At 69.2% G+C, this 26,840-nt stretch carries 23 protein-coding genes; 17 read left to right on the top strand and 6 right to left on the bottom strand.

Annotation, left to right across the window (positions count from 1 at the left end; translation table 11 throughout):
• Positions 1–14 precede the first annotated feature (14 nt).
• The 5 genes from ACYVKR_RS01700 to ACYVKR_RS01680 are packed head-to-tail and all read left to right on the top strand — an operon-like array spanning position 15 to position 4,636.
• Positions 15–1,214, top strand: a complete 1,200-nt coding sequence (locus ACYVKR_RS01700) for an acyl-CoA dehydrogenase family protein (protein ID WP_460478980.1) — start codon at positions 15–17, stop codon at positions 1,212–1,214.
• A 12-nt stretch (positions 1,215–1,226) separates the two neighbouring features.
• Positions 1,227–2,327: an acyl-CoA dehydrogenase family protein gene (locus tag ACYVKR_RS01695; protein ID WP_460478979.1), complete on the top strand. Its 1,101-nt coding sequence runs from the start codon at positions 1,227–1,229 to the stop codon at positions 2,325–2,327.
• A gap of 9 nt (positions 2,328–2,336) precedes the next feature.
• Positions 2,337–2,798, top strand: coding sequence for a MaoC family dehydratase (locus ACYVKR_RS01690; RefSeq protein ID WP_460478978.1), 462 nt, complete (start codon positions 2,337–2,339; stop codon positions 2,796–2,798).
• A gap of 33 nt (positions 2,799–2,831) precedes the next feature.
• Complete coding sequence (locus tag ACYVKR_RS01685) at positions 2,832–3,611, top strand: SDR family NAD(P)-dependent oxidoreductase (RefSeq protein ID WP_460479120.1); 780 nt, start codon at positions 2,832–2,834, stop codon at positions 3,609–3,611.
• A 23-nt stretch (positions 3,612–3,634) separates the two neighbouring features.
• Positions 3,635–4,636: a Bug family tripartite tricarboxylate transporter substrate binding protein gene (locus tag ACYVKR_RS01680; protein ID WP_460478977.1), complete on the top strand. Its 1,002-nt coding sequence runs from the start codon at positions 3,635–3,637 to the stop codon at positions 4,634–4,636.
• A 90-nt stretch (positions 4,637–4,726) separates the two neighbouring features.
• Here the strand turns inward: ACYVKR_RS01680 and ACYVKR_RS01675 are convergent, their stop codons facing one another.
• The 4 genes from ACYVKR_RS01675 to ACYVKR_RS01660 all read right to left on the bottom strand — a co-directional run bounded on the left by ACYVKR_RS01675 (position 4,727) and on the right by ACYVKR_RS01660 (position 9,555).
• Positions 4,727–6,358, bottom strand: coding sequence for an acyl-CoA synthetase family protein (locus ACYVKR_RS01675; RefSeq protein ID WP_460478976.1), 1,632 nt, complete (start codon positions 6,356–6,358; stop codon positions 4,727–4,729).
• Positions 6,355–7,038 (bottom strand): glutathione S-transferase family protein, encoded by a 684-nt coding sequence (locus tag ACYVKR_RS01670; RefSeq protein WP_460478975.1) that lies wholly within the window; start codon positions 7,036–7,038, stop codon positions 6,355–6,357. Before ACYVKR_RS01670 ends, ACYVKR_RS01675 begins: the two co-directional genes overlap by 4 nt.
• Positions 7,039–7,137: 99 nt before the next feature.
• Positions 7,138–8,367 carry an MFS transporter gene (locus tag ACYVKR_RS01665; RefSeq protein ID WP_460478974.1) on the bottom strand — a complete coding sequence of 410 codons (1,230 nt, stop codon included), beginning with the start codon at positions 8,365–8,367 and terminating at the stop codon, positions 7,138–7,140.
• A 129-nt stretch (positions 8,368–8,496) separates the two neighbouring features.
• Positions 8,497–9,555 carry an AraC family transcriptional regulator gene (locus ACYVKR_RS01660; protein ID WP_460478973.1) on the bottom strand — a complete coding sequence of 353 codons (1,059 nt, stop codon included), beginning with the start codon at positions 9,553–9,555 and terminating at the stop codon, positions 8,497–8,499.
• 113 nt (positions 9,556–9,668) lie between these two features.
• On the opposite strand from ACYVKR_RS01660, the gene ACYVKR_RS01655 reads away from it, so the two are divergent.
• A complete protein-coding gene (locus tag ACYVKR_RS01655) occupies positions 9,669–11,387 on the top strand; it encodes an AMP-binding protein (RefSeq protein ID WP_460478972.1) in 1,719 nt (572 codons plus the stop codon).
• Between the two features lie 33 nt (positions 11,388–11,420).
• Here ACYVKR_RS01655 and ACYVKR_RS01650 read toward each other — a convergent pair whose 3' ends face one another.
• Positions 11,421–13,145 carry a cation:proton antiporter gene (locus ACYVKR_RS01650; RefSeq protein ID WP_460478971.1) on the bottom strand — a complete coding sequence of 575 codons (1,725 nt, stop codon included), beginning with the start codon at positions 13,143–13,145 and terminating at the stop codon, positions 11,421–11,423.
• Positions 13,146–13,241: 96 nt separating this feature from the next.
• Here ACYVKR_RS01650 and ACYVKR_RS01645 point away from each other — a divergent pair, with 96 nt between their 5' ends.
• The 11 genes from ACYVKR_RS01645 to ACYVKR_RS01595 all read left to right on the top strand — a co-directional run bounded on the left by ACYVKR_RS01645 (position 13,242) and on the right by ACYVKR_RS01595 (position 25,982).
• Positions 13,242–14,849, top strand: a complete 1,608-nt coding sequence (locus ACYVKR_RS01645; RefSeq protein WP_460478970.1) for a carboxyl transferase domain-containing protein — start codon at positions 13,242–13,244, stop codon at positions 14,847–14,849.
• 10 nt (positions 14,850–14,859) lie between these two features.
• Positions 14,860–15,648: an enoyl-CoA hydratase/isomerase family protein gene (locus ACYVKR_RS01640; protein WP_460478969.1), complete on the top strand. Its 789-nt coding sequence runs from the start codon at positions 14,860–14,862 to the stop codon at positions 15,646–15,648.
• Between the two features lie 51 nt (positions 15,649–15,699).
• Entirely contained in the window at positions 15,700–16,449 is a 750-nt protein-coding gene (locus ACYVKR_RS01635; RefSeq protein WP_460478968.1) for a DUF4126 domain-containing protein, read from the top strand.
• A gap of 46 nt (positions 16,450–16,495) precedes the next feature.
• Positions 16,496–18,505, top strand: a complete 2,010-nt coding sequence (locus ACYVKR_RS01630; RefSeq protein ID WP_460478967.1) for an acetyl/propionyl/methylcrotonyl-CoA carboxylase subunit alpha — start codon at positions 16,496–16,498, stop codon at positions 18,503–18,505.
• A 67-nt stretch (positions 18,506–18,572) separates the two neighbouring features.
• Complete coding sequence (locus tag ACYVKR_RS01625) at positions 18,573–19,493, top strand: 2-hydroxyacid dehydrogenase (protein ID WP_460478966.1); 921 nt, start codon at positions 18,573–18,575, stop codon at positions 19,491–19,493.
• Positions 19,493–21,055, top strand: a complete 1,563-nt coding sequence (locus tag ACYVKR_RS01620; RefSeq protein ID WP_460478965.1) for an alkaline phosphatase family protein — start codon at positions 19,493–19,495, stop codon at positions 21,053–21,055. Before ACYVKR_RS01625 ends, ACYVKR_RS01620 begins: the two co-directional genes overlap by 1 nt.
• A gap of 25 nt (positions 21,056–21,080) precedes the next feature.
• Entirely contained in the window at positions 21,081–21,989 is a 909-nt protein-coding gene (locus ACYVKR_RS01615; RefSeq protein WP_460478964.1) for a hydroxymethylglutaryl-CoA lyase, read from the top strand.
• A 3-nt stretch (positions 21,990–21,992) separates the two neighbouring features.
• On the top strand, positions 21,993–22,493 hold the full coding sequence (locus tag ACYVKR_RS01610; protein WP_460478963.1) for a YbaK/EbsC family protein: 501 nt from the start codon (positions 21,993–21,995) through the stop codon (positions 22,491–22,493).
• Positions 22,494–22,778, top strand: coding sequence for a DUF1289 domain-containing protein (locus tag ACYVKR_RS01605; protein ID WP_460478962.1), 285 nt, complete (start codon positions 22,494–22,496; stop codon positions 22,776–22,778).
• The gene (locus ACYVKR_RS01600; RefSeq protein WP_460478961.1) at positions 22,775–23,416 is read left to right on the top strand and encodes a 2-hydroxychromene-2-carboxylate isomerase; all 642 of its coding nucleotides are present in this window, start codon (positions 22,775–22,777) and stop codon (positions 23,414–23,416) included. Before ACYVKR_RS01605 ends, ACYVKR_RS01600 begins: the two co-directional genes overlap by 4 nt.
• A gap of 568 nt (positions 23,417–23,984) precedes the next feature.
• Entirely contained in the window at positions 23,985–25,982 is a 1,998-nt protein-coding gene (locus ACYVKR_RS01595) for a S8 family serine peptidase (RefSeq protein WP_460478960.1), read from the top strand.
• Between the two features lie 18 nt (positions 25,983–26,000).
• On the opposite strand, the gene ACYVKR_RS01590 is transcribed toward ACYVKR_RS01595, so the two are convergent.
• Positions 26,001–26,735, bottom strand: coding sequence for a helix-turn-helix domain-containing protein (locus ACYVKR_RS01590; protein ID WP_460478959.1), 735 nt, complete (start codon positions 26,733–26,735; stop codon positions 26,001–26,003).
• Between the last annotated feature and the right edge of the window lie 105 nt (positions 26,736–26,840).

Genomic DNA, 26,840 nt, shown 5'->3' with positions numbered 1-26,840 from the left:
CCTACGATGGCCCCATGGATCTCAGCAACAACGCATCCGAGCAGGCCTTCCGCGAGCAGGTGCGCGCCTTCGTGCGCGCGCACCTGCCTCAAGATCTGCGCCGCAAGGTGGCCAGCTTCGCCTGGCTGGAGAAGGGCGACTTCGAGCGCTGGCACAACATCCTGGCCGACCACGGCTGGCAGGGGCCGTCGTGGCCGCGCGAGCATGGCGGCGCGGGCCTCACGGCCGTGCAGCGCAAGATCTTCGACGAGGAGTGCCAGCTTGCCTGCGCGCCGCGCGTCATCCCGCACCTGAACATGATCAGCCCGGTGCTGCACGAGTTCGGCACGCCGGCGCAGAAGGCGAAGTTCCTGCCCGACCTGTTCCGCCTCAAGACCTGGTGGTGCCAGGGCTACTCCGAGCCCGGCTCGGGCTCGGACCTGGCCTCGCTCAAGACCAGCGCGGTGCGCGGCCGCGATGCCGAGGGCGAGCACTACCTCGTCAACGGCCAGAAGATCTGGACCACCTGGGCGCACTGGGCCGACTGGATGTTCGCGCTGGTGCGCACCAACCGGGAGGCCAAGGCGCAGGAAGGCATCTCCTTCGTGCTGATCGACATGAAGAGCCCCGGCGTGACGGTGCGGCCCATCATCTCGGCCGACGGCGGGCACGACCTGAACGAGGTGTACTTCGACAACGTGCGCGTGCCGGTCGAGAACCTCGTCGGCCAGGAGAACCAGGGCTGGACGGTGGCCAAGTTCCTGCTCGGCTTCGAGCGCGCCGAGATGGCCGCCGTGGGCCTGTGCAAGCGCTTGCTGCACTTCGCGCGCCAGGCCGCGCAGACGCACTACCGCGCCGGCGCCCCGCTGTGGGACGACCCGCTCATGCGCCAGCGCCTGGCCGAGCTGGAGATGCGCGTGCAGGTGCACGAATGGACGGTGATGCGCGTGCTTTCGTCCGAGGACGGCGGCCGGCATGGCGGCGCGGCTGCATCGGTGCTCAAGCTCACCAGCACCGAGCTGCAGCAGGAGCTGACCCGCGCGCTGATGGACTGCACCGGCCCGCGCGGCGTGCAGTACCTGCGGGCCGCGCGCCGTGGCGAGGCGGTCGAGGCCGGGCACCTGCGCGCCTTCGACAACGCGCTGGCTGCCAACTACATCGACTGGCGCAAGGCCACCATCTACGGCGGCACCACCGAGGTGCAGAAGAGCATCGCCGCGAAAACCTTCCTCTGAGTCCGGCCCACCATGAACTTTGAACTGACCGATGACCAGCGCATGCTGGAAGACCTCGTCACCAAGCTGGTGGCAGGGCGCCTGCGGGGCGAGCGCCCCGTGTTCGAGGTGGCCGATGCCGACTGGCAGGCGCGCTGGCGGCTGCTGGCCGAATCCGGCGTGGCCGGCCTGCTGGTGAACCCGGCCCACGGCGGCATGGGCCTGAGCGTGCTCGAGGCCGTGGTGGTGGCGCGCGCGCTGGGCCGGGGCAACGCCCGCCTGCCGTTCGCTGCCTGCGCGGCCAGCGCCCTGTGGCTGCTGGACCAGACAGCGCCCGACGCCTTCAAGGCCCGATGGCTGCCCCAGGCCTGCGCGGGCGAGGCGCTATTCACGCTGGCGGTGGAAGACGACAACGACCGCGCCGAGCCCGAGGGCGTGCGCATCCGCGGCGGTGCGCTGCACGGCCGCAAGTCCGCGGTGATCGCCGGCGCGCTGGCGCAGTGGCTGATCGTGCCGGCGCAGGACGAGGCCGGCACCATGCAACTGCTGTGCGTGCCCACAGATCACCCGGCCCTGCGGGTGTGGAGCGTGCCGCAGCTCGACGGCCACAACTCGGCCGAGGTGGTTTTCGACGGCGTGCCGCTGGCCGAGGTGCAGTTGCTCGCCAGTGGCGAAGAGGCGAATGGCAAGCTCGCGCAGGCCCTGGACATCGGCCGCGTGGCGCTGTGCGCCGAGGCCCTGGGCCTGATGGAGTCGCTGTGGCGCCAGGCCGTGGACTATTTGCAGAACCGCCGGCAGTTCAAGCAGCCGCTGGCGCAGTTCCAGGTGCTGCAGCACCGCCTGGTGGACCTGATGATCGCGGTGGAGCAGGCGCATTCGGCCGTGCTGATCGGCGCCGCCGGCGTGCTGCAGGCCGATGCCGCGCAGCGCCGCCGCCAGGTGGCGCTGGCCAAGTGCCGCATTGGCCGCCTGGGGCGGCTGCTGGCCGAGCAGGCCACGCAGTGCTTCGGCGGCATGGGCATCACCAACGAGTTCGAGCCCACGCACTATGTGCGCCGGCTGCACACCATCGACATGAGCTGGGGCAATGCCGACGAGCAATTGCGCCAGTACGCCGCGCTGATGCAACCATAAGGAGAAGCCATGAAGAAAGTTCTGGAATCGATCGAGGCCGTCAAGGCCTTTGCCGGGCAGCCGGCCATCGAGAGCGACACCATCACCATCACGCAGCAGATGATCGACACCTTTGCCGACGTGACGCACGACCCGCAGTGGATCCATGTGGACACCGAGCGCGCGGCCAAGGAGTCGCCCTTCGGCACCACGATCGCGCACGGCCTGCTCACGCTATCGCTGCTCACCGGCTGGTACCACCAGTGCTTTTCCTTCCCCAATCGCAAGCTGGGGCTGAACTACGGCTTTGACAAGGTGCGCTTCACCGGCCCCGTGCCCTGCGGCTCGCGCCTGGTGGGCCGCTTCGCGCTGGCCCGGGCCGACGAGGTCAAGCCGCAGGAGCTGCGCTGCTACTGGGACGTGGAGGTGCGCATCGAGGGCCAGGACCGCCCGGTGCTGGTGGCCGAATGGATCATGCAGATCAAGTACTGAAGACGTATGGACGAAAGCGAGACAACCATGGACATGCAATCTCCCTTCACGCTCGAAGGCAAAACGGTGCTCGTGACCGGTGCGGCCCAGGGCATCGGCCATGCCATCGCCCGCCAGGCGCTGGCGTTGGGCGCCCGCGTGGCGGCGGTGGACCTGAACGCCGGCAAGCTGCAGCCGCTGCTGGACGAGGTGGGCGGCGAACGCCTGCTGCTGCTCGAAGGCAGCGTGGCCGATCCGGCCTTTGCCGAGCAGGCGGTGGCCGCGGCGGTGCAGCGCTTCGGCGCGGTGGACGGGCTGGTGAACAATGCCGGCATCACCCGCCCGGCGATGATCGACAAGATGACGCTGGCCGAGTGGCAGCAGGTGATAGACGTGCACCTGTCGGGTTCGTTCTACTTCCTGCAGGCCGTGGGGCGGCACCTGATCGCCCGCGCCAAGGCCGGCGAGCAGCGCCAGAGCATGGGCTCCATCGTCAACATCTCGTCCGACGCGGGGCGCCGCGGCACCATCGGCCAGATCAACTACAGCGCGGCCAAGGCCGGCGTGCTGGGCCTGACCATGAGCGCCGCGCGCGAGTGGGGGCGCTTTCGCATCCGCGTGAACACCGTGGGCTTCGGCGTGGTCGAGACGCCGATGACCGAGACCATCCGCGGCGAGAAGTTCGCCGACACCTACAAGGCCCAGATCCCGCTGGGCCGCTGGGCCCAGGCCGACGAGGTGGCGCGGCCGGTGTGCTTTCTGCTGTCGGACGCGGCCTCGTACGTCAACGGCCAGCACATCTCGGTCAACGGCGGCTACACCATAGGTATGTAAGACAAGAATTCCCGGAGACAAAAATGCCATCGAATGCCAAGACCACCCGGCGCCGCGCCGCGGTGCTGGCCGCCGGCGCGCTGCTGGCCTGGGGCTGTGGCCCCGCGCGGGCCGACGAGGCCAAATACCCCGACAAGCCGGTGAACCTGGTCGTGTCGTTCGCGCCCGGCGGCGCCACCGACCTGATCGGCCGCATCATCGCCACCGAGCTGTCGCAGCGCCTGGGGCAGAGCTTTGTCGTCACCAACAAGCCGGGCGCGGCCGGGCAGCTGGGCACCGAGTACGTGGCCGCACAGAAGGGTGACGGCTACACGCTGCTCATTAGCGCCACCGGTCATGTGATGGCGCCTTCGCTGCAGGCGGCCAACCTGCGCTACGACCCGGTCAAGAGCTTCGAGCCGATCGCGCTCTTGATGACCATGCCGAATGTGCTGGTCACGCAGGGCAGCGGCCCGTACAAGCGCTTCCAGGACTTTTTGCCCTGGGCCAAGGCCCAGGCCTCGGTGCCCTATGGCTCGGCTGGCGCGGGCGGGGCCACCCACATCTCGGGCGAGGTGGCCAGGCGGCTCACCGGCATTCCGTTCGCGCACGTGGCCTACAAGGGCAACGGGCCGTCGATGACCGATGTGATGGCCGGCCACATCCCGTCGGCCTTCGTCGACACGGTGAGCCTGGGCGATATGGTCAGGTCGGGCAAGCTCAACGCGATTGCCGTCACCAGCAAGCAGCGCAGCAAGCTCTACGGCCAGGTGCCGACCTTCGAGGAGCTGGGCTACGCCGGCATGGATCTGAACAACTGGGTCGGCCTGTACGCGCCGGCGGGCACGCCCAAGCCGGTGGTGCGGCTCTTGAACCAGCAGGTGATGGAGATCCTCAACGCGCCGAAGACCCGCGAGCGCCTGGAAGGCCTGGGCGCCGACGTGCCGGCCCATATGGATGCCGACGGCTTCCGCGCCTTTGTGGGCAGCGAGGTGACCAAGTGGCAGCAGGTGATCCGGCAGACGGGCGTGACGCTGAACGAATAGGTGCTTCAAAAAAGAGAGCTGCTGGCGCTTGTTCTGAAACGATTTCAAAGTGTTTTATATTTGAAATATACATGTATCAAGCGCGAGCAGCTATCGTTTTTTCAATCCCCGCATATCGACGACATCCGGCAGCGCGCACGCATCCTGGCCCGCGGCGAGGATGCGGTGCTTCTGGATCTTCTGCGTGCCGGTGGTCGGGATCTCGCCGGTGAACCACCACCAGCCCGGCACCTTGTAGTAGGCCATCTCGCGGCGGCAGAACTCGAACAGCTCGCGGCAGGTGGCGTCGCCCGCCGCCACGCCGTCGCTCAGCACGATGGCGGCCAGCACCTCTTCCTCGCGGATCTCGTCGGGCGCGGCCAGCACGGCCACCTGCTTCACCTTCGGGTGCGACAGCAGCACGGCCTCGACCTCGGCGGCGGCGATGTTCTCGCCCGAGCGGCGGATGATGTTCTTGCGCCGGTCCATGAAGTGCAGCAGCCCGTCGGCGTCCTGCACCACCACGTCGCCGGTGTGGAACCACCCGCCGGCCCAGGCCTGCTCGGTGGCCGCGGGGTTGTCGAGGTACTCGCTGAAGAAGTGCCTGCGCGGCGTCTCGGCGCTGTGGCGCACCAGCATCTCGCCCGGCGTGCCGTGCGGCACGGGCTGGCCGTCTTCGCCTGCCACCAGCACCTCCAGCCCCGGGCCGCCGCGCCCGAACGAGCGCGTGCCGACCTGGCGGCGCTCGCTGTAGTCGGCGATGGTGCGCACGATCTCGGTCATGCCCCACAGCTCGATCAGCGGAAAGCCGAAGCGCTCTTCGAAGGCCGCATGCAACTGCGGCTCCACGCCCGCGCCGTAGCCAAAGCGCACCTGGTGGCGCTTCTCCCAGTCGCCCGCCGGTTGCTTGAGCAGCAGCGGGATGATGACGCCCAGGTAGTGCACGATGGTGGCGCGGCTCTCGCTCACCTCCTGCCACCAGCGGCCGGGCGCAAAGCGGTCGGTCTGCACCTGGCAGCCGCCCGTCAGCAGCATGCAGTAGAACGACAGGATGGACGCGTTGACGTGGAACAGCGGCAGCGGGTTGAACAAGCGCTCCTGCCCCTCGCGGATGGAGACGAAGCCCGGCTGCGACGCATACCAGCGCCCGGCCGCGATCTCGTAGGCATGCGACAGCACGCAGCCCTTGGGCTGGCCGGTGGTGCCCGAGGTGTAGAGGATGCTCGCGGGCGTGTCGGCGTGGGGCGCGCCACTGTCTGCGGCGCGTGCGGCGGTCGGCAGCTTGATGCGGGTGTAGTCCTGCGCATCGGTCGTGGCCACGGCCGGCTGCACGCGCGTGTCCTGCAGCGACTCGCGCACAGCGGCCTCGCGCGCCGGCAGGCAGACGATCAGGTCGAGCTGCGCGTGGTCGATCAGGTAGTTCAGCTCGCGGCGGCGGTAGTCGGGGTTGATGGGCACGCAGCAGATACCCAGGCTGTTCATCGCCAGCTTGTGCAGCAGATGCTCGGGCCGGCTCTCGAGGAACAGGCCCACGCGGTGGCCCAGGCCGTAGCCGGCCTCGCGGTAGCGCTGCGCCAGCGCAGCGACCAGCGCACCCACCTCGCGGTAGCTGAACTCGGCGCCCTGCGGCAGGTAGTCGCGTTGCGGATTGGCCGGCACGGCGATCAGGCTGCGCTCGCCATGGCGCGCCACGGCGGCCTGCAGCACCTGGGCGATGGTGCTGTCGTCGCGGGTGGCGATCATGGGCGGATCAGCGGCGAAGGCGTGGGATCGATGTGCTGGTCGATGGCGGCCTGCTTCTCGACCTCGAGGCTGCGCAGGAAGGCCGGGCGCTGCTGCAGGCGCATCCAGTAGTCCTGCGTGGCCGGGCCCCACTGCGACATCAGGCCGATGTAGTCGGCCAGCATCAGCGCATAGCCGACGGCGAGGTCGGCCATGGTGAAGCGCCCGGCGCACAGGTACTCGTGCTGGCTGGCCGCGGCCTCCACCGCGCGCAGCCGGCCCAGGAACCAGCGCTCATAGTCCTCGGCCACCTGCGGCAGCCGGCGCGTGGTCGGCTCGAAATAGCGGTAGCGCAGGATCAGCGTCTGCGGAAAGGTCAGCGTCGCATCGGCCATGTGCAGCCAGTTCAGCCAGGCGCCATAGGCCGGGTCATCGGGCCGCACGGCCAGCGGCGAGCCGGGCGCGCGCGCGGCCAGGGCGCGCGCGGCCAGGTACTGGCAGATGGCGCCCGACTCGGTCATGCGCAGCTCGCCATCGACCAGCAGCGGCACCGTGCCCAGCGGGTTCAGCTCCAGAAAGCTCTTGGCCAGCGCGCGCGGCGGAAACGGCAGCATCTGCAGGCGGTAGGGCAGGCCCAGTTCCTCCAGCGCCCACAGGGTGCGGAACGAGCGGGCGCTGACGCAGTGGTAAAGCTCCATCATGGCGATGATCTCCCGGTATCTCGGATACGGTCGATGATGGCATGTTTTGGTGCAGACCGGCCATGCGGCCATGCCGCCAGGGGTGCAAAGCGTGCCGTGTCAGTGGCTGCGTGTCTCCAGCGGCCGTCGGCCGCCCCAGACGATGGCCGCGGCTGCCGCCAGGTTCAGCGCGGCGCACAGCACCAGGGCCGGGCCGTAGCTGCCGAAGGCGTCGCGCAGCGTGCCGAACAGCGTGGGGCCGAGCGACATGGCCAGCTGGTTCAAGGTGGCGGCGAGGCCGAAGACCAGGCCGAACGAGGCTGCGCCGAACTCGCGCCGGATGATCATCGGCGCCAGCGTGGTGACATTGCCCACGGTGAGGCCGTAGGTGGCGGACAGCGCCATCAGCGCCCAGGGCCGGGGCCACAGCGCCATGCCGACGAGCGCGGCGGCGGCCAGCAGCAGCACGCCGGCGCCGCTCAGGCGCACGTCGATGCGGTCGGCGTAGCGCGCCAGCAGCAGCCGGCCCGCGAAGGCCGCCACGGCGGCGGCAGAGACGGCGGCCGCCGCGCCCTGCGCGCCCAGCACCGGCAGCGTGATCGAGACGTGGTGGCTGAGAAAGCCGATCTGCACCATCAGCGCCAGGCCGAAGGCGATGATGTGGCTGCGGAACTGCCGCGTGGCGGCCGCGCCGCGCAGCGTCCAGGCCACGGCGGCAGCGGCCGGCGGGCTGCCGGCCGGGGCGGCAATGCCGTCGGGAAACTGCCCCAGGTCCTGCGGCCGGGTGCGCAGCACCAGCACGGCCAGCGGCAGCAGCAGCACCAGGGCGGCCGCCCCGGCGATGGCGGCCGTGGCCGCAAAGCCCCACAGGCGCAGCCCGCCCATCAGCAGCGGCGTGCCAACCATGCCGCCGATGCTGGCGCCCAGCATGGCGGTGGACATGGCGCGGCCCTGGTGGCGCTCGAACCAGGGCGCGAGCGTGCTGCCGATGGTGTTGGTCGAGAGGCAGGCCACGCCCAGGCCCAGCACCAGGAAGGCGGCATAGAGCTGCCAGGACTGGCGGCAGTGCGGCAGCGCCGCCACGCCCAGCGCCATGGCCAGCGCGCCGGCGGCCACCACCGGGCGCGGGCCGCGGCGGGCGATGAAGCGCCCCACGCCCATCATCAGCAGCGCGCTGACCACGTAGGCGCCGGTGATGGCGGTCGAGACGGTGCTGACCGAGAAGCCCTGCTGGTCGGTGAGCGCGAACACATAGACGCCCATGCCGAAGATGCCCAGCGACCAGCTCACGGTGGCCAGCAGCATGCAGGCGGACACCATGCGCCAGCCATGGAAGGCGGGCGCGGTCATGGCCGCCTCCGGGCGGCGGAGGAGGGGCGGCAGGGGCAGGGCATGGCGGCGGGGTGTTATGAAAATGAGAGCGGTTTGCGCTGGTGGGACAAGCGCTGCAGGCCATTTTGCCGCCAGGCCTGCAAAAGCTCAGTCGCCCACGTGCCTCGTGCTCTTGCGGTACTCGGCCGGCGACATGCCGGTCCAGCCGCGGAAGGCGCGGATGAAGCTCTTGTCGTTGCTGAAGCCGGCCTGCTGCGCCACCTGCTTGATGGGGCGGGCGGTGCGGTGCAGCAGGTCGAGCGCGCGCTCGCGGCGCACGTCATCCTTCAGCGCCTGCAGCGAGGCGCCTTCCTCCTTGAGCTGGCGGTGCAGCGTGCGCAGCGACAGGTGCAGCTTCTTCGACAGGCTCTCGGCACTGTGCGCCATCGACGGGTCGGACGCCAGGATCTGCCGCACGCGCTGGGCCATCAGCCGGTCGCGCCGGTAGGGCCGCACGGTGAGCGGCAGCGCGCGCTGCAGCATGCGCCTGAGGGCCGGCTCGTCGCGCGTGATGGGCAGCTCAAGATGCCGGGCGTCGAAATGCATGGCGGCCTGGCGCGCGCCGAAGCGCACGGTGCCGGGAAAGATCAGCTCGTAAACCTCGGCGTGCGGCGGCGCCTCGAACGGGAAGTCGATGTGCGTCAGCGGCAGCAGCGAGTCCACGTACCAGCTCGACAGGCCGTGCATGTTGCGCAGCATCGAGACCAGGCAGAACTCGCGCAGCGCGCCGAGATCGCGCACCTCCTCCAGCTCCACGCGGGCCTCGCCGCCCTGTACCGACAGGCGCAGCAGCAGGTCGTCGGTCAGCAGGCCGTGGTGGCGACACCAGCGCTTGAGCGCCACGCCCAGGTTGGGGCTGGGCAGCGAGGCGCGGGCCAGCATGCCGTAGCTGCCCCAGGGCAGGCGGCGGCCGAACCAGCCCAGGGCCTCGTCGTCCAGCTCCTGCATGGCGGCGTCCGACAGGGCCTCGAACTGCAGCGCGGTGATGCCCTGGTCGCTGCCGAGCGAGGCGGGGTCAATTTGTGCCATGCGCAGCGCCTGCGCCGGGTCCATGCCGCGGGCGGCATAGGCCAGCGCAATGGCGCGCACAAAGGCCATGGGCGTGGCCGTCTGGTGATGCAGGACGGCGGCGGTGGGCAGGGGGGAGGGCGGTTCGGTGCGGGACATGCTGGCGCGGATGTTACCGTGGGTCTGGCGACTTTTGCAACCTCTGTGCCCCCATTTGCCGGAGCGCCTCACGTATGCTCGCAGGCAAGCGAAAAAATTCCAGGAGACCGGCCATGACCGACACCACGCCCGTTCTGACGAGCAGCTATGCGCGCGGCGCCAGCAGCCCGCGCCTGCTGGACAAGACCATCGGCCAGCAGCTGGCCGACACCGCCAGCCGGTTTCCCGCGCGCGATGCGCTCGTCAGCCGGCACCAGGGCGTGCGCTGGACCTATGCCGAGCTGCAGCAGCGCTCGCTGCAGCTGGCCAGCGCGCTGCTGAACGCGGGCCTGGCCAAGGGCGACCGCGTGGGCATCTGGTCGCACAACAACGCCGAATGGGTGCTGCTGCAGATGGCGACGGCCCAGGTCGGCATCATCCTGGTCAACATCAACCCGGCCTACCGCACCTCGGAGCTGGAGTACGCGCTGAACAAGGTGCAGTGCAAGGCGCTGTTCGCCATGGAGCGCTTCAAGACCAGCGACTACCTGGGCATGGTGCGCGAGCTGGCGCCCGAGCTGGCCGGCGCCGCGCCGGGCCAACTGGCGGCGGCGCAACTGCCCGACCTGCGTTGGGTGGTGTGGATCGATATTGCAGACCAGGGCGCGGAGCAGCCGGGCATGCAGCGCTTCTCGCAGTTCATCGCCGGCGGCGACGCCGCCGATGCGCGCATCGCCGCTATCGCGGCCACGCTCACGCCGCACGACCCGGTCAACATCCAGTTCACCAGCGGCACCACGGGCTTTCCCAAGGGCGCGACGCTGACGCACCGCAACATCCTGAACAACGGCTTCTTCATCGGCGAGGCCATGAGGCTGACCGAGCAGGACCGGCTGTGCATTCCCGTGCCGCTGTACCACTGCTTCGGCATGGTGCTGGGTAACCTGGCCTGCATGACGCACGGCGCCGCCATGGTCTACCCCAGCGACGGCTTCGACCCGCTGCTGGTGCTGGAGACGGTGCAGGCCGAGCGCTGCACCGGCCTGCACGGCGTGCCCACCATGTTCATCGCCGAGCTGGACCATCCGCGCTTTGCGGAGTTCGACCTGTCCACGCTGCGCACCGGCATCATGGCCGGCTCGCCATGCCCCATCGAGGTGATGAAGCGGGTGGTCAGCGAGATGCACCTGTCCGAGATCACCATCGCCTACGGCATGACCGAGACCAGCCCGGTGAGCTGCCAGAGTTCGACCGACACGCCTTTGCCTAAGCGCGTGTCCACCGTCGGCAAGGTGCAGCCGCACCTCGAGGTGAAGATCGTCAGCCCCGAGACCGGCGAGACCGTGGCGCCCGGCACCTCGGGCGAGTTGTGTACGCGCGGCTACTCGGTGATGCACGGCTACTGGGGCGACGAGGCCAAGACCCGCGAGGCCATCGATGCCGAGGGCTGGATGCACACCGGCGACCTGGCGACCATGGACGCCGAGGGCTACGTCAACATCGTTGGCCGCATCAAGGACATGGTGATCCGGGGCGGCGAGAACATCTACCCGCGCGAGATCGAGGAATTCCTCTACACCCACCCCCAGGTGCAGGACGTGCAGGTGGTGGGCGTGCCCGACAAGCGCTTCGGCGAGGAGCTGTGCGCGTGGATCGTGGTGAAGGCCGGCCAGGCGCTGGACGAGGATGCGGTGCGCGAGTTCTGCAAGGGCCGCATCGCGCACTACAAGGTGCCGCGCTACATCCGCTTCGTCGACGCCTTCCCGATGACGGTGACCGGCAAGATCCAGAAGTTCAAGATCCGCGAGGCGATGATCGAGTCGCTGCAGCTGGAAATCGACCGCACCGCCTGAGCCCGCCGCGCCGTGAACCGCCCCCAACCTGCCTCAATGCGCGTCCGGCCGCCGGTGCTTGGCGGCCGCGCGCCGCGCCACGTCCAGGCGCTTGCGCAGCGAGATCTCGGCCAGGTCCAGCTCCTGCACCAGGCTGCGCAGCGATTCGTCGTTGATGCGGTGGCGCTGCCTTTCGGCGTAGATGGTGCGGCGCTCGATCTGCGTGCAGTGCAGGCGCATCTCCAGCTCGACCACGTAGCGCTCGCGCCGCTGCTGCACGGCGGTCGGGGCGTTGGCGTCCTCGTCGTCGGCGGTCTCGGGCGTCTTGTCCTCTTCAAGCAGGTCCAGCCGGTTGCGGTATTCGCGGCTCACGCGGCCCGCCACTTCCTGCTGGCGGGCCAGCCACTCGGTGTTGTGCCGGGCGCGCTCGGCCTCGGGCACGGCCATGCTGGCAATCGCGGCATGGCAGGCGGCGATGCGGGCATTGCGCTCCTCGATCACCGATGCAGGCTCGTCGGCCGGCGGCACATAGCGCAGCACCAGCGGCAGGCCGATGGCGCCGACCACCAGCGTGAACAAAATGGTGCCGGTGGCCAGGAAGATCAGCAAATCGCGCGCGGGGAAGGGCTCGCCGTTGTTCAGCAGCAGCGGCACCGACAGCGCGCCGGCCAGCGTCACCGCGCCGCGGATGCCCGCCAGCGTGGTGGCCAGCACCAGGGCGCGGGACGGCGGCGCGGCCGCCTTGCCGGTGCGGTGCGCGTGGTGCAGGCTGCGGTTGACGCCCACCACCAGCCAGATCCAGCGCAGCGCATACAGCGCGATCGAGATCAGGGCCACGTAGGCCACCAGAATCCACCAGCCATGGCCGGCCTCGCGCAGCGTGAAGCCGATGATGGATGGCAGCTGCAGCCCCAGCAGCAGGAACACCGCGCCGTTGAAGGCCGACTCCACCATGGCCCAGGTGCCCGCGTTCTGCATGCGCTCGGTGATGTAGTCGGCGCGGTTCAGGTCGGCGAAGTTGGTGGCCACGCCGGCCGCCACGGCCGACAGGATGCCGGACACGCCCACCTGTTCGCCGGCGATGTAGGCCGCGAACGGCAGCAGCGACAGCAGCAGCACCATCTGCGTGGAGGCCAGGTCACCGACGCGGCGCGTGACGACCTCGCGCAGGTAGCTGAAGCCCCAGCCCACGGCCGTGCCCACCACGATGCCGCCCAGCGCCACCCAGGCGAACTCGCGCGCCGCGCCGGTCCACGAGAACAGGCCGGTCAGCGTGGCGGCCACGGCGAACTTGAGCGCCACCAGGCCCGAGGCGTCGTTCAGCAGCGACTCGCCCTCGAGCACGTGCATGGTGTCGGCCGGCATGCCCAGGTTGCGTGTGATGGCCGAGACGGCGACCGCGTCGGTGGGCGAGACCACGGCGGCCAGCGCGAAGGCCACCGACAGCGGCATCTCCGGAATCATCCAGTGGATCAGGTAGCCCAGGCCCAGCACGGTGAACAGCACCAGGCCGAAGGCCAGCCGCAGGATGGGCCGGTTCAGCGCGAAGAACTCGCGCTTCGGAATGCGCCAGCCGTCGGCGAACAGCAGCGGCGGAATGAACAGCAGCAGGAACAGCTCGGGGTCGAAATGGATGTGCAGGCCCTGGTCGGGCCAGGACAGCACCGCCCCGATGGCGATCTGGATCAGGGGCAGCGGGATGGCCTGCACATAGCGTGCGATGATGCCTGTGACAGCACCGATCGTCAGCACGAGCAGCACGATTTCTACGGTATGCATGGGGTGAGCTGCTGGGGGAAGAAAAACGCAAGGGCGCGCCGGCGGGTTCCCGGCGCATCGAAAGAATATACGAACTGACAGAGACAGAGGATAGCGATGAGCAAACTAGCAAGCCAGTTGAATGCCCGCTCCGCGGACTTCCAGACCAATGCACAGGCCATGCGCCAGGTGGTGGACGATCTGCGCGCCAAGGCCGCGCAGATCGCCGAGGGCGGCGGCGAGGCCGCGCGCGCCAAGCACCTGTCGCGCGGCAAGCTGCTGCCGCGCGACCGCGTGCGCCTGCTGCTCGATCCGGGAACGCCGTTCCTCGAGCTGGCGCCGCTGGCGGCGCTGAACATGTACCACAACGCCGCGCCGGGCGCGGGGATGATTGCGGGCATTGGCCGGGTCAGCGGGGTGGACTGCATGATTGTGTGCAACGATGCTACGGTCAAAGGTGGAACGTATTACCCGATCACGGTAAAGAAACACCTGCGCGCGCAGGAAATCGCGGCGCAGAACCGCCTGCCCTGCATCTACCTGGTCGACTCGGGCGGCGCCAACCTGCCCAACCAGGACGAGGTCTTCCCCGACCGCGAGCACTTCGGCCGCATCTTCTTCAACCAGGCCAACATGAGCGCCCAGGGCATCGCCCAGGTCGCGGTGGTCATGGGCTCGTGCACCGCCGGCGGCGCCTACGTGCCGGCGATGAGCGACGAGTCCATCATCGTCAAGAACCAGGGCACGATCTTCCTGGGCGGCCCGCCGCTGGTGAAGGCCGCCACCGGCGAGGTGGTGAGCGCCGAGGACCTGGGCGGCGGCGACGTGCACACGCGCCTGTCCGGCGTGGCCGACCACCTGGCCGACAACGACATGCACGCGCTGGCGCTGGCGCGCCGCTCCATCGCCAACCTGAACAAGGCCAAGCCCGTGGACCCAGCCGACCAGCCGCCGGTGGCGCCTTTGTTCCCGGCCGAGGAGCTGTACGGCGTGATCCCGGTGGACACGCGCAAGCCCTTCGACGTGCGCGAGATCATCGCCCGCGTGGTGGACGGCAGCGAGTTCGACGAGTTCAAGGCGCGCTTCGGCAGCACGCTGGTGTGCGGCTTTGCGCGCGTCGAAGGGATGAAGGTCGGCATCATCGCCAACAACGGCATCCTGTTCTCGGAGTCGGCCGTCAAGGGCGCGCACTTCATCGAGCTGTGCTGCCAGCGCAAGATCCCGCTGGTGTTCCTGCAGAACATCACCGGCTTCATGGTGGGCCGCAAGTACGAGAACGAGGGCATCGCGCGCCACGGCGCCAAGCTGGTCACGGCCGTGGCCACGGCCAGCGTGCCCAAGTTCACCATCATCATCGGCGGCAGCTTCGGCGCCGGCAACTACGGCATGTGCGGCCGCGCCTACTCGCCGCGCTTTTTGTGGATGTGGCCGAACGCGCGCATCAGCGTGATGGGCGGCGAGCAGGCCGCCAGCGTGCTGGCCACGGTCAAGCGCGACGGCATCGAGGGCAAGGGCGGCCAGTGGAGCGCCGACGAGGAGGAAGCCTTCAAGGCGCCGATCCGCCAGCAGTACGAGGACCAGGGCCACCCCTACTACGCCTCGGCCCGCCTGTGGGACGACGGCGTGATCGACCCGGCCGACACCCGCCGCGTGCTGGCGCTGGGCCTGGCGGCCACGCGCAATGCGCCCATCGAAGACACCAAGTTCGGCGTGTTCCGCATGTAAGGAGAGTTCCATGAAAAGTACCTACCTGACCCTGGAAGTCAACGGCCCCGTGGCCACCATCACGCTGACGCAGCCCGAAGTGCGCAACGCCTTCAGCGACGAGGTGATCGCCGAGATCACCCGCGCCTTCGAGACCGTGGGCGCCAACGCCGCGGTGCGCGCCGTGGTGCTGGCGGCCGAGGGCCCGGCCTTCTGCGCCGGCGCCAACCTGAACTGGATGCGCCGCATGGCCGACTACACGCGCGGCGAGAACCTGATCGACGCTGGCAAGCTGGCCGAGATGCTGCGCGTGATCTACGAATGCCCCAAGCCCACCATCGCCCGCGTGCAGGGCGACGTCTATGCCGGCGGCATGGGCCTGGTCGCGGCCTGCGACATGGCGGTGGCCGCGAGCACGGCGGGCTTCTGCCTGTCCGAGGTCAAGATCGGCCTGATCCCGGCGACCATCAGCCCCTACGTGATCCGCGCCATGGGGCCGCGCGCCTCGCACCGCTACTTCCTGACCGGCGAGCGCTTCGACGCCGCCGAGGCGCTGCGCATCGGCTTCGTGCACCAGGTGGTCGAGGCCGACGCGCTGGACGGCGCGGTCGACGGCCTGCTCAAGCACCTGCTGTCGGCCGGCCCCGCAGCCGTGCGCGCCTGCAAGCAGCTGGTGCTGAACGTGGCCGAGCGCGAGATCGACGCCAGCCTGATCCGCGCCACCGTCGAGGGCATTGCCGACATCCGGGCCAGCGACGAGGGCAAGGAGGGCGTGCAGGCCTTCTTGAACAAGCGCAAACCGAACTGGCTGGCGGGTTGACACCACGGCGGGAGCGCCCTACATCAGTGCAAACACTGAAAGGCGGACACCATGGACCTCTGGACCGACATCATGAACTGGCTCCACAGCCTGGGCCTGCATCTGGACAAGGACACCGCCCGGCAGATGGGCGAGGCGGCCGACCAGGTGGGCCAGGTCGCGGGCCAGGTGGGCCATGCCATGGCGCAGTGGGACTGGGCCTCGCTGATGGCACTGGCCGCCGCGCTGGGCTGGGCCAGCGGCTTCCGGCTGTACGCGGTGGTGTTCGTCACCGGCATGCTGGGCGCGCTGGGCTGGGTGGCGCTGCCGGGCGGGCTGTCGGTGCTGCAGAACCCGGTAATCCTGTTCGTCAGCGGCGCGCTGCTGTTCGTCGAGTTCTTCGCCGACAAGATTCCCGGCGTGGACTCGGTGTGGGATGTGTTCCAGAGCGTGCTGCGCGTGCCGGCCGGCGCGGCGCTGGCGGCCAGCGTGTTTGGCGCCGACAACGCCACCATGGCCACGGCCGCGGCGCTCATGGGCGGCACGCTGGCGCTGTCGAGCCAGGTGGCCAAGACCACGACGCGGGCGGCGATCAACACCTCGCCCGAGCCGCTGTCGAACTGGACGGCCAGCCTGGTAGAGGACGGCGCCTCGGTCGGCGCGATCTGGCTGGCCATCAACCACCCGATGGTGTTCGCTGTCGTGCTGGTCGTGGTGCTGGTCGTGATGTGGCTGGTGACCTGGGCGCTATGGAAGTTCTTGAAGGCGGTGGTCCGCCGCGTGCGCGGCTGGCTGGGTTCACCGGCCGTTACTACTGAATAAATAGCTGTTGGCGCTTGCTGGATAAGCGTTTGAAGGAGATTTGACTATGTTTTCCAAGATTCTGATTGCGAACCGCGGTGAGATCGCCTGCCGGGTTGCGGCCACCGCCCGCCGCATGGGCATCCGCACGGTCGCGGTCTATTCGGACGCCGACGCGCAGGCCAAGCACGTGGCCGCCTGCGACGAGGCCGTGCACATCGGCGGCAGCGCGCCCAAGGACAGCTACCTGCGCTGGGAGCGCATCCTGGAGGCCGCCAAGGCCACGGGCGCCCAGGCCATCCACCCCGGCTACGGCTTTCTGTCGGAGAACGAGGACTTCGCCAACGCCTGCGCCGAAGCCGGCCTGGTCTTCATCGGCCCGCCCGCGTCGGCGATCCGCGCGATGGGCCTGAAGGCCGAGTCCAAGCAACTGATGGAAAAGGCCGGCGTGCCGCTGGTGCCCGGCTACCACGGCCATGACCAGGACCCGGCGCTGCTGCAGCGCGAGGCCGACCGCATCGGTTACCCGGTGCTCATCAAGGCCAGCGCCGGCGGCGGCGGCAAGGGCATGCGCCTGGTCGAAAAGAGCGAGGACTTCGGCTCCGCGCTGGAATCGTGCAAGCGCGAGGCCATCAACAGCTTCGGCAACGACGCGGTGCTGATCGAGAAATACGTGCTGCGCCCGCGCCACATCGAGATCCAGGTGTTCGGCGACACGCAGGGCAACTGCGTCTACCTGTTCGAGCGCGACTGCTCGGTGCAGCGCCGCCACCAGAAGGTGCTCGAAGAGGCGCCCGCGCCCGGCATGACGCCCGCGCTGCGCCAGAAGATGGGCCAGGCCGCGGTGGCCGCCGCCCAGGCCGTGGGCTACGTGGGCGCGGGCACGGTGGAGTTCATCGTCGAGCAGCCCGGCGGCTACGACCAGCCCGAGGCGATGAAGTTCTACTTCATGGAGATGAACACCCGATTGCAGGTCGAGCACCCGGTGACCGAGGCCATCACCGGCGAGGACCTGGTGCAGTGGCAGCTGCTGGTGGCCAGCGGCCAGCCGCTGCCCAAGCGCCAGGACGAACTGCGCATCATCGGCCATGCCATCGAGGCGCGTATCTGCGCCGAGAACCCGGACAACAACTTCCTGCCCGCCACCGGCACCCTGCAGGTCTACCGCAAGCCCGCGTGCAGCAGCTTCGCCATCGGCAATGTGCGCGTTGACGACGGCGTGCGCGAGGGCGATGCGATCAGCCCCTTCTACGACTCGATGATCGCCAAGCTCATCGTGCACGGCGACACGCGCGAGCAGGCGCTGGCGCGGCTCGACGCGGCGCTGGCGGCGGTGCGCATCGTCGGCCTGCAGACCAATGTGCAGTTCCTGCGCCACGTGCTGGCCACGCCCTCGTTCGCCCAGGCGCGGCTGGACACGGCGCTGATCGAGCGCGAGAAGGAGCGTTTGTTCAAGCAGACCACGCTCTCCGCGGCCACGGCCGCCGCTGCTGCCGTGGCGCAGCAGCTGGCGCGCGAACAGGCGCAGCAGGGCGCTGATCCGTTCAGCCGCCGCGACGGCTGGCAGTCGCACGGCACCACGCACCGCAATTTCGACTTCGAGTTCGGCGGCGACAAGCTGCAGGCCACGCTGCACTACCAGCATGGCGGCGCGCTGCTGCTCGACGTGGGCGCGGCCCGCGGCCCGCTGGTGTTCGCACTGCAGGGCGATGCGACCGACCTGAATTTCGACAGCCGCCGCGACCTGGTGCAGACCTGGTCGCAGGGCGAGGTGGTGCACGTGTTCGCGCCGCGCGGCGCGGCCGAGATCACGCTGGTCGATGCGCTGTCGCATGCCGGCGAGCACACCGGCGAGGGTGGGCGCCTGACGGCACCCATGCCGGGCAAGGTGGTGTCCTTCGCGGTCAAGGCGGGCGACAAGGTCAGCAAGGGCCAGCCGCTGGCCGTGATGGAGGCGATGAAGATGGAGCACACCATCGCCGCCCCCGACGACGGCGAGGTGCTGGAGCTGCTGTTCGCCCCCGGCGACCAGGTCAGCGAAGGGGCCGAGCTGCTCAAGCTGCAGGCGGCGGGCTAGTCGCCGGTTTGCTGCGCAGCCCCGCCATTGCCGCGACAATGGCGGCTTTTGGCGACAGAGGCGGTTGATGAAGCTGGTGGTGTATTCGAAGGGGGGCAACCCGCAGGGCTGGCTGGACGGCATACGCGCGGCCCTGCCCGGGGCCGAGGCCTGGGCCTGGACGCCCGGCTCGCCGCCGGCCGACTATGCGCTGGTGTGGATGCCGCCGCAGCAGCTGCTGGACGAACAGGCCGGCCTGAAAGCCATCTTCAACATGGGCGCGGGCGTGGATGCGCTGCTGCGCATGCGCCTGCCGGCCGGCGTGCCGCTGGTGCGGCTCGAGGACGCGGGCATGGCGGTGCAGATGGCCGAGTATGTCTGCCATGCGCTCATCGGCTATTACCGCGGCTTTGCTGGCTATGCCGCGCAGCAGCGCGAGGCGCGCTGGCAGGCGTTGCCGGTGCCGCGGCGCGCCGATTTCACCGTGGGTGTGATGGGCCTGGGCGTGCTCGGCCAACGGGTGGCGCGCGCGGTGCAGGGCTTCGATTTTCCGGTGCTGGGCTGGAGCCGCAGCGCCCGCGAGCTGCCGGGCGTGCAGGGCTTCCATGGCGCCGGGCAGCTCGAGGCCTTCCTGGCGCAGACGCGGGTGCTGGTGAACCTGCTGCCGCTCACGCCCGAGACCGAGGGCATCATCGACCGGCGCCTGCTGGCCGGCCTGCCGCGCGGCGCCTTCGTCATCAACCTGGCGCGTGGCCGCCACGTGGTGGAGGACGACCTGCTCGCCGCCATCGCGGATGGCCAGATCGCCGGTGCCACGCTCGACGTGTTCCGCGAGGAGCCGCTGCCGCCGCAGCACCCGCTGTGGCGCTGCCCGCAGGTCACCATCACCCCGCACATCTCGGGGCAGACGCTGGAAGCCGAATCGCTGGCGCAGATCCTCGGCAAGATCCGCGCGCTGGGCCGCGGCGAGGCCATAGGCGGCGTCGTGGACACCGGGCGGGGCTACTGATGCGCGCAGGCAAGGGCGCCGCGACCGCGCTGGCCTGGCTGTGGCTGTTCGCCCCGCTGGTCTTCATGTGGCCCACCAGCCGTTCGGCGGTGGATGCTGCGGCCTCGGCCGCGCTGCTGGCCTGCTGCCTGCTGTGGCGGCCGTCGATGCGCGTGGCCGCCGCCGTGCTGTGGCTGATCGGCCTGGCGCACCTGGCCTATTTTTTGGCGGTGGATTCGCTGCCGGACGAGTATTTCTGGTTCACGGTGTTCGGCTCGTCGCTGGGCGAGGCCTGGGAGTACGTGACCTCGTACCGCCGCTCCGACGCGCTGCGGCTGGCCTGGTGGCTGCTGCCGGCCTGCCTGGCCCTGCACTGGCTGTGGTCGCGGGCCGGCGCGCTGCGCGGCCGGTGGCGCTGGCTGGGCCTGCTCAGCCTGCTGCTGTGGCTGGCGTGGTCGCTGGTGAGCTGTGCCAAGGGCAACGGCGTGGCGGGCTCGCTGAGCAAGGTGGACCGGGTCTACCCCGCGGCGTTTGCCGAGTCCTACCTGCGCTACCGCCAGTCGTCGGCCCACATGTTTGCCGTGCCGCCCGCGCCCGAGCCGGCCGGGCCGCCGCTGGCCGACGTGGTGGTCATGGTGATCGGCGAGAGTGCCAGCGCCCAGCGCTGGTCGCTGCTCGGCTACCGGGGCAACCCCACGAATGCCGCGCTGGCGCCGCTCGGCAACAGCCTGGTGGCGCTGCCGGTGCAGGCCAACGGCAACAACACCGCGCAGACCGTGCCGCTGCTGCTCACCGGCCAGCAGGTCGAGCCCGTGCCCGAGGGCGGGGTGCTGACTTACCTGGACAAGGCCGCCAAGGCCGGCTTCCAGGTGGTGACGCTGAGCAACCAGAGCAGCTTTGGCGCGGGCCAGAGCTTCTTCTTCACCGCTTTCCGCCAGCGCTCGTCGCAGTACCGCCCGCTGCAGGCCGGACAGTGGGACGGCGCGCTGACGCCGCTGCTGGCCCAGGCGCTGGAAGACACGCCGCCCGCCGGCAGACTGATGCTCACGGTGCACATGTACGGCAGCCATCCGCGCGTGGAAGGCCGGGTGCCCCCCGGCGCCGCGCTTTGGGCGGATGCCTACGACAACAGCATCGCCTACACCAGCGCGCTGCTGGCGGACTGGGTGGCGCGGCTGTCGCAGCTGCAGGACCGCCGCGTGGCGCTGCTCTATGTTTCGGACCACGGCCTGGCCTTTCCGGCCTGCGGCGGCTCGTACGTGCATGGCTCCACCCGCAGCGCCTACGAGGTGCCGCTGATGCTCTGGGGCAATGCGCGCTTTCGCGCCGACAACGCCGCCTGGTGGCAGCAGTGGCAGGCCCGCGCCCGGCAGGCGGTGGCGCCCGACGGCCGGCTGCAATTCACCAACCTGCTCGTGCCCTTTGCGCTGGACGATTTGCTGGGTATGTCGCCGGTGTCTACACTGGTGCCGGCAGGCCCGGCGCTGCCTTCGTCCGCAGCCTACCCCCCGCCTGCCGACGAGCGGCAGTGCGAACGCTTCACGCCCTACGACGTGGCCGCTGCGCTGAAACAGCGCCGCTGAATTTCGGAGATCCCCAGGAACCACCATGAAATACCCATCCAGAGTCCAACTGATCGACGTGGGCCCGCGCGACGGCCTGCAGAACGAGAAGACGCCGGTGCCGGCGGCCGTGAAGGTCGAGTTGGTGCACCGCCTGCAGGCCGCGGGCCTGAAGGAGATCGAGGTCACCAGCTACGTCAGCCCCAAGTGGGTGCCGCAGATGGCCGACAACCACGAGGTGATGGAGGGCGTGGAGCGCCGCGCCGGTGTGCGCTACTCGGTGCTCACGCCCAACCTCCAGGGCTTCGAGGCGGCCGTGGCCGACCGGCCCGACGAGATCGTGGTCTTCGGGTCGGCCAGCGAGGCCTTCAGCCAGAAGAACATCAACTGCAGCATCGCCGAGAGCATCGAGCGCTTCGCGCCGGTGGTCGAGGCCGCGCTGGCCGCCGGCATCCGCGTGCGCGGCGCCATGAGCTGCACCGTGGGCTGCCCCTACGAGGGCGAGATCGCGCCCGAGCGCGTCGGCTACCTGGCCGGCCTGCTCAAGGGCATAGGCGTGCAGCGCGTGGACGTGGCCGACACCATCGGCGTGGGCACGCCGCTGAAGGTGCAGCGCGCCATCGAGGCCACGCTGGCGCACTACGGCATCGACGCGGTCTCGGGCCACTTCCACGACACCTATGGCCAGGCGCTGTCCAACACGCTGGCCGCGCTGGAGCTGGGGGTGTGGAACTTCCAGTCCTCGGTGGCTGGCCTCGGCGGCTGCCCCTACGCCAAGGGCGCGACCGGCAACGTCGCCACCGAGGACGTGGTCTACCTGCTGCAGGGCATGGGCATAGACACTGGCATCGATCTCGATGCGCTGGTGGACGCCGGCGCCTACATCAGCGACTTCCTGCAGCGCAAGCCCAACTCGCGCGTGGCCGTGGCGCTGTTGAACAAGCGGGCGGGTTGAACCATGTGCGGAGCCGAACTGAAGGAACTGCCCGAGGGCGTGCAGCGCGTGAGCGCCGTGCTCGCCGAGCTGGGCCACCCGCATGCGCCGCGCATGCTCGACGACGCGGCGCGCACCGCGCAGCAGGCGGCCGACGCGCTGGGCATCGCCGTGGGGCAGATCGCCAAGAGCATCATCTTCCGCCGCCGCAGCGACGAGGCCGCGGTGCTGGTGGTGACCTCGGGCGACCGGCGCGTGGATGAGAAGAAGGTGGCGGCCCTGGTCGGCCCCATCGGCCGGGCCGATGCCGAGTTCGTCAAGAACCGCACCGGCTTCTCGATCGGCGGCGTCTCGCCCGTGGCCCATGTCCAGCCGCCGGTCACGCTGATCGACCGCGAGCTGTTCCGCTTTGGCGAGATCTGGGCCGCGGCAGGCCACCCGCACGGCGTGTTTCCGCTGGCGCCGCAGGATCTCGAGAAACTCACTGGCGCGCCCGTCGTCGACGTGGTGCAGGAGGCTGTCTGAATGCTTGATGATGCCAAGAGCCTGGCGGCCCGCACCAAGGTGGTCAACGCCAGCGGCGTGTTCCGCGCCGGCTATGACGGCGAGGTGCCGTCGCCCTGCGTCTCCATCTGCCGCATGACGGCCGACCGCAGCCGCTGCGAAGGGTGTTTCCGCAGCATCGACGAGATCCGCGCCTGGTCCAAGGCCGACACGGCCGAGCGGCTGCAGATCTGGCAGGTGCTGCTGGCGCGCGCGCAGCTCACCACGGCCGGCCGGTCCGTGCCCACCGATGCGGTCGTGCCATGAAGACCATCGATTTCTACCTCGACTTCGTCTCGCCCTATGCCTGGCTGGCCTTCGACCAGCTGCCGGGCGCGCTGCAGGGGCTGAGCTGCCATGTGAACTACCGGCCGGTGCTACTGGGTGCGCTGCTGCAGCAGCATGGCAACCCCGGGCCCGCGGGCATTCCGCCCAAGCGCGACTGGACCTACCGCCATGTCAGCTGGCTGGGCCATGCGCTGGGCTGCGGGCTGCAGATGCCGGCGCAGCACCCGTTCAACCCCTTGCCGCTGCTGCGCAAGGCGCTGCAGACCAGCGCGGACGGCTGCATCAACCGCTATGTGGCCGACACGCTGCTGCGCCATGTGTGGCTGGGTGGGCACGACGCGCTCGATGCCGCACGCCTGGCTGCGCTGGACGCGCAACTGGCCGAGCAGTTCCAGCCCGGCGACGACGCGCCCCAGCGCGCCAAGGAGCTGCTGCGCGCCAACACCGATGCCGCCGTGGCAGCGGGCGTGTTCGGCGTGCCCACGGCCGTGGTGGACGGCAAGCTGTTCTGGGGCCTGGATGGCCTGCCCATGCTGCGCGCCTACCTGGACGGCGATGCCTGGTTCGACCAGCACTGGGACGCCAGCGCCCAGGTGGCGAATGGCTTGCGTTCGTAGCTATTAAAATAATAGCTGCTGACGCTTGCTACATAAGCACTGTAGGCCATTTGCATCCAAAATCCATTCGACGCCCTCCGCAGGGCTGGCGGAGGCGGTGGATTTGCATGCAGCGGGATTTGCCCGGCGTCAAGCTTGGTTGCCAGCGCAGCTTATTGCGGCGTCGCGGTTTTGCGTCAGTTCACCGGGCGTTAACTTTGCTGGTTCTGCTCTCATTTTAGAATTCCCCGAAATCCTGTTTCCGGGTGCCAATCTGTTTTTGACGGAGGGCGCCGGGAATATGGAGGTAGTCGCTGGGTATTTTGGATTCGAATAAGAAAAAACAGGTTTTCACAGAGAGAGGGCTCCCATTATTCAATACCAGTTCAATTTTCGTTTCTAGGGTTGGTTCACCTGGAAATGGGATATGCGCTGCCTTGCCGCAGGGATCGGTGCGCCCATGGCGTACACCGGCCGGCGGTGTTGTGCGCCGCTTGTCCCCAGCCCGCTGAACTGCCTTCTGCCTCGCTGCAGCATTGAATTCAAATCACCGAAAAGGTATCCGGTTGTGAAGTTTGTATTGGCATCCATGGCATTGGCCGCATCGTCCCTGGCCCATGCCTCTCCCGAGGGGCTCTTTGAAATAAATGAGTACGCAACCAATTACCGCTATGCCCCGGAGAAAATCCTGGCGCTCAAGCTCTTTGTGGCGGACGAATATGCCGGCGCCGAGGCCATCCGGGAGATCCGCAATATCCTGGGCATCGAGGCGCAGGTCGGTGACGGCGGCGCGATTTCCCTGCAGTTGCCCGCGGGGCGGCTGGAGGACGCCGGGCATTTGAAGACCATCCGGAAAATATCGATGGTGGCGCCCGCCGAGGATTATCTGGCCTTCGCTGCCAAGGACGCCGCCGCGCAGGGCGCGGGGCAGGCGCCGGTGGCGGTCATCGAGAAGTCCGCGGTGCCGCTGTGGACGTTGTCGCCGGACGGCGGCGTCGTCGTGATCTCGAACCCCTTCCGGCCCAAGGACGCCCCGGTGTCCCGGGTGGAAGACGCCTTCGCAGTGGTGGATACCGGCCAGGTGGTCTCGCAGAACCGGCTGCTGCCCCAGCGCATCGTGAACGCCGATGCCGGCGTGGTCCAGGACCTGATGCGCAGCAAGGACTACGCGGTCGCGGCTGCGGCCGGCCCGGCGCCGGAGCTGCCGGTGGACAACTGGCTGACCACGGACCTCGCCCTGTTGCCGGGCGCCGACGGCGAGGCGCACAGCTACTTCGTCAGGATCAAGTCGCCGGCGGACGCCGAGGACGTCAAGAAGTTCTACGACCAAGATACGTTTGCCCGCCAGCAGGAGATCGTGGCGGGCCTGTTCCGCGAGATCCTGGGCCAGGTGCTGCCCGAGAAGGCGCAGCAGATCAGCTACCTGGCCGGCACCGACGTGGCGCTGGTGTCGCTGACCAAGGGCGACCTGGCCCGGCTGCAGGCGCGGCGCGATCCGCGGCTGCTGAGCATCTACGCGCGCAACCTGAGCTTTTCGCGGCAGCTGAACGTGAGCGTCTCCAGCGCGCCGGGCGGCCTGAACCTGGCGCCCACCTGGGCCGCGAACAGCGGCAACAATGCCTGGATTGCGGTGATCGACACCGGCGTGACGGTGGCCCAGGAGCAGTTCGACAACCGGAGCTACCTGCAGGCCTGCTACAACACGCAGCGGCCGCAGGACGGCCTGTACTCCTCGTGCCTGAACATGGACGCCAGCGGCTCCAGCCCGCAGGTCTATGCAGGCCGCGAGGGCGCCTACAGCAATCCCTGCGGCCTGGACCGGTTCCCGGGCTCCGGCGCAGGTGCCGATGCCGGCCAGTGCGCGCACGGGAACGGCGTGGCAGCAGTGGCGCTGGGCAACTCCAGCGCCTGGCCGGCCTTCCGGGGCGTGGCCTACGGCGCCAACCTCTTCGCCATCAACGCCAGCACCCTGGTGCGGGAGTCGCCCCTGTCGGGGACGCTGGTGCCGCGCATGCTGTACACGGACATGGCGAAGGCGCTGAATGCGGTGGCGCAGCAGGCGCGCGACAAGAAGATGGTGGTCAACATCAGCCAGGGCAATGGCATCGGGTATGCGTCGGCCTGCGACTTCGTGGCGCCCGAGGTGGCCAGCCTGATCGCCACGCTCAAGTACGTCTACCAGGTGCCGGTCGTCATCGCGTCCGGTAACGACGGCTTCCAGGGCCTGCTGTCGGCGCCCGCGTGCTTCTCGAACGCCGTCAAGGTGTCGTCGGTCTTCAAGGAGGCGGGCAACTTCTACTACGGCGCCAACATCGCCAATCCCGCCAACTACGGCGATCCCTCCGGCGTGGCCTTCTGGCTGGCACCGGGGGTGAACATCAACTTCCCCGTCAATGGCGGCCTGGCGGGCGGCACTGGCACCTCGTTCGCGGCGCCCCATGTGGCCGGCGCCTATGCGCTGGTGCGCTCGGCGGTGCCCGCCTCGGTATCGGTCGACGACGTGTCGCGGTTCATGGTGGGGTTCTTCCCCAACGGCCATGTGAACGTCGGCGGCATCGACTACCGGCGCCTGCGGATGGCGCAATGACCGCGGCCGGCCTGGGGGTCAAGCGCGCCGCATCGCGGTGAACACCTCCAGCTCCCAGCCGCGCATGGCCAGCAGCAGGGTGTAGCCCTCGCGCTCCTTCTCGGGCAGGCGCTGGTCGGTCAGGTGCTGCTGGGCGAAGTCCTGGGCCACGCGCTGCAGCCGCTCCAGGAAGGCCGGGGCCAGCGTGCGGCTGATGGAGCCGTGCACCAGCATCAGGCCTTCGCCGGGCTTGTCGAAGCTGCCCGAGTAGTAGTCGTGCAACGCGTGCTCGCGGAAATACTGCATCACCGGGCCGTGCGGGCGCCAGCGGAAGGTCTTGGCCAGCTTGAGCCGATAGCGGTTCATCGGCCGCAGCTCGATGATGCCGATGCGGTCGAGCTGGGCCAGGTACTTGATGCCCTCGGCCTCGCTCAGCCGGTAGTGGGACAGCACCTGCTCCAGCGTCCACTGGCTCAGCACGCAGATGGCCATCAGCAGCAGCTTCTTGTCGGCCACCACGGCCTGCTCCTGCTGCTGGGTCAGCTCGCGGATCAGCGGCTGGCTGTCGGCCACCTTGCGCGCCAGGTCGGCGAAGTCCAGCCGCAGCACGCGGCAGATCGCATCGATGCGCGACAGCGGCATGTCGCCCCGGGCCAGCATGCGCTTGACGCTGGACTCAGCCATGCCGAGCTGCTGCGCCAGATCGGCATAGGTCATCTGCGCGGCCTTGAGTTCTTTTTTCAGGGCCTGGATCAGGTCGGCGGTGGTGCTCATGGGTATCGGTGGGCGGTACTTTGGGTGCCATGATAGATGACCGGGTGCAATTCCTGCGCTGGACGCAGGGCGCCCCGCCACACTCGCGCCATCGTGACTGCATGG

Source organism: Comamonas humi (assembly GCF_054782535.1).
Note: the sequence above shows the minus strand (reverse complement) of the source record. Positions and strands in the feature narration are given on the sequence as shown.

Bases quoted from the DNA above. Each gene is read 5' to 3' on its own strand.
- ACYVKR_RS01700 (WP_460478980.1), top strand. From the start codon at position 15: ATGGATCTCAGCAACAACGCATCCGAGCAGGCCTTCCGCGAGCAGGTG.
- ACYVKR_RS01695 (WP_460478979.1), top strand. From the start codon at position 1,227: ATGAACTTTGAACTGACCGATGACCAGCGCATGCTGGAAGACCTCGTC.
- ACYVKR_RS01690 (WP_460478978.1), top strand. From the start codon at position 2,337: ATGAAGAAAGTTCTGGAATCGATCGAGGCCGTCAAGGCCTTTGCCGGG.
- ACYVKR_RS01685 (WP_460479120.1), top strand. From the start codon at position 2,832: ATGCAATCTCCCTTCACGCTCGAAGGCAAAACGGTGCTCGTGACCGGT.
- ACYVKR_RS01680 (WP_460478977.1), top strand. From the start codon at position 3,635: ATGCCATCGAATGCCAAGACCACCCGGCGCCGCGCCGCGGTGCTGGCC.
- ACYVKR_RS01675 (WP_460478976.1), bottom strand. From the start codon at position 6,358: ATGATCGCCACCCGCGACGACAGCACCATCGCCCAGGTGCTGCAGGCC.
- ACYVKR_RS01670 (WP_460478975.1), bottom strand. From the start codon at position 7,038: ATGATGGAGCTTTACCACTGCGTCAGCGCCCGCTCGTTCCGCACCCTG.
- ACYVKR_RS01665 (WP_460478974.1), bottom strand. From the start codon at position 8,367: ATGACCGCGCCCGCCTTCCATGGCTGGCGCATGGTGTCCGCCTGCATG.
- ACYVKR_RS01660 (WP_460478973.1), bottom strand. From the start codon at position 9,555: ATGTCCCGCACCGAACCGCCCTCCCCCCTGCCCACCGCCGCCGTCCTG.
- ACYVKR_RS01655 (WP_460478972.1), top strand. From the start codon at position 9,669: ATGACCGACACCACGCCCGTTCTGACGAGCAGCTATGCGCGCGGCGCC.
- ACYVKR_RS01650 (WP_460478971.1), bottom strand. From the start codon at position 13,145: ATGCATACCGTAGAAATCGTGCTGCTCGTGCTGACGATCGGTGCTGTC.
- ACYVKR_RS01645 (WP_460478970.1), top strand. From the start codon at position 13,242: ATGAGCAAACTAGCAAGCCAGTTGAATGCCCGCTCCGCGGACTTCCAG.
- ACYVKR_RS01640 (WP_460478969.1), top strand. From the start codon at position 14,860: ATGAAAAGTACCTACCTGACCCTGGAAGTCAACGGCCCCGTGGCCACC.
- ACYVKR_RS01635 (WP_460478968.1), top strand. From the start codon at position 15,700: ATGGACCTCTGGACCGACATCATGAACTGGCTCCACAGCCTGGGCCTG.
- ACYVKR_RS01630 (WP_460478967.1), top strand. From the start codon at position 16,496: ATGTTTTCCAAGATTCTGATTGCGAACCGCGGTGAGATCGCCTGCCGG.
- ACYVKR_RS01625 (WP_460478966.1), top strand. From the start codon at position 18,573: ATGAAGCTGGTGGTGTATTCGAAGGGGGGCAACCCGCAGGGCTGGCTG.
- ACYVKR_RS01620 (WP_460478965.1), top strand. From the start codon at position 19,493: ATGCGCGCAGGCAAGGGCGCCGCGACCGCGCTGGCCTGGCTGTGGCTG.
- ACYVKR_RS01615 (WP_460478964.1), top strand. From the start codon at position 21,081: ATGAAATACCCATCCAGAGTCCAACTGATCGACGTGGGCCCGCGCGAC.
- ACYVKR_RS01610 (WP_460478963.1), top strand. From the start codon at position 21,993: ATGTGCGGAGCCGAACTGAAGGAACTGCCCGAGGGCGTGCAGCGCGTG.
- ACYVKR_RS01605 (WP_460478962.1), top strand. From the start codon at position 22,494: ATGCTTGATGATGCCAAGAGCCTGGCGGCCCGCACCAAGGTGGTCAAC.
- ACYVKR_RS01600 (WP_460478961.1), top strand. From the start codon at position 22,775: ATGAAGACCATCGATTTCTACCTCGACTTCGTCTCGCCCTATGCCTGG.
- ACYVKR_RS01595 (WP_460478960.1), top strand. From the start codon at position 23,985: ATGGCATTGGCCGCATCGTCCCTGGCCCATGCCTCTCCCGAGGGGCTC.
- ACYVKR_RS01590 (WP_460478959.1), bottom strand. From the start codon at position 26,735: ATGAGCACCACCGCCGACCTGATCCAGGCCCTGAAAAAAGAACTCAAG.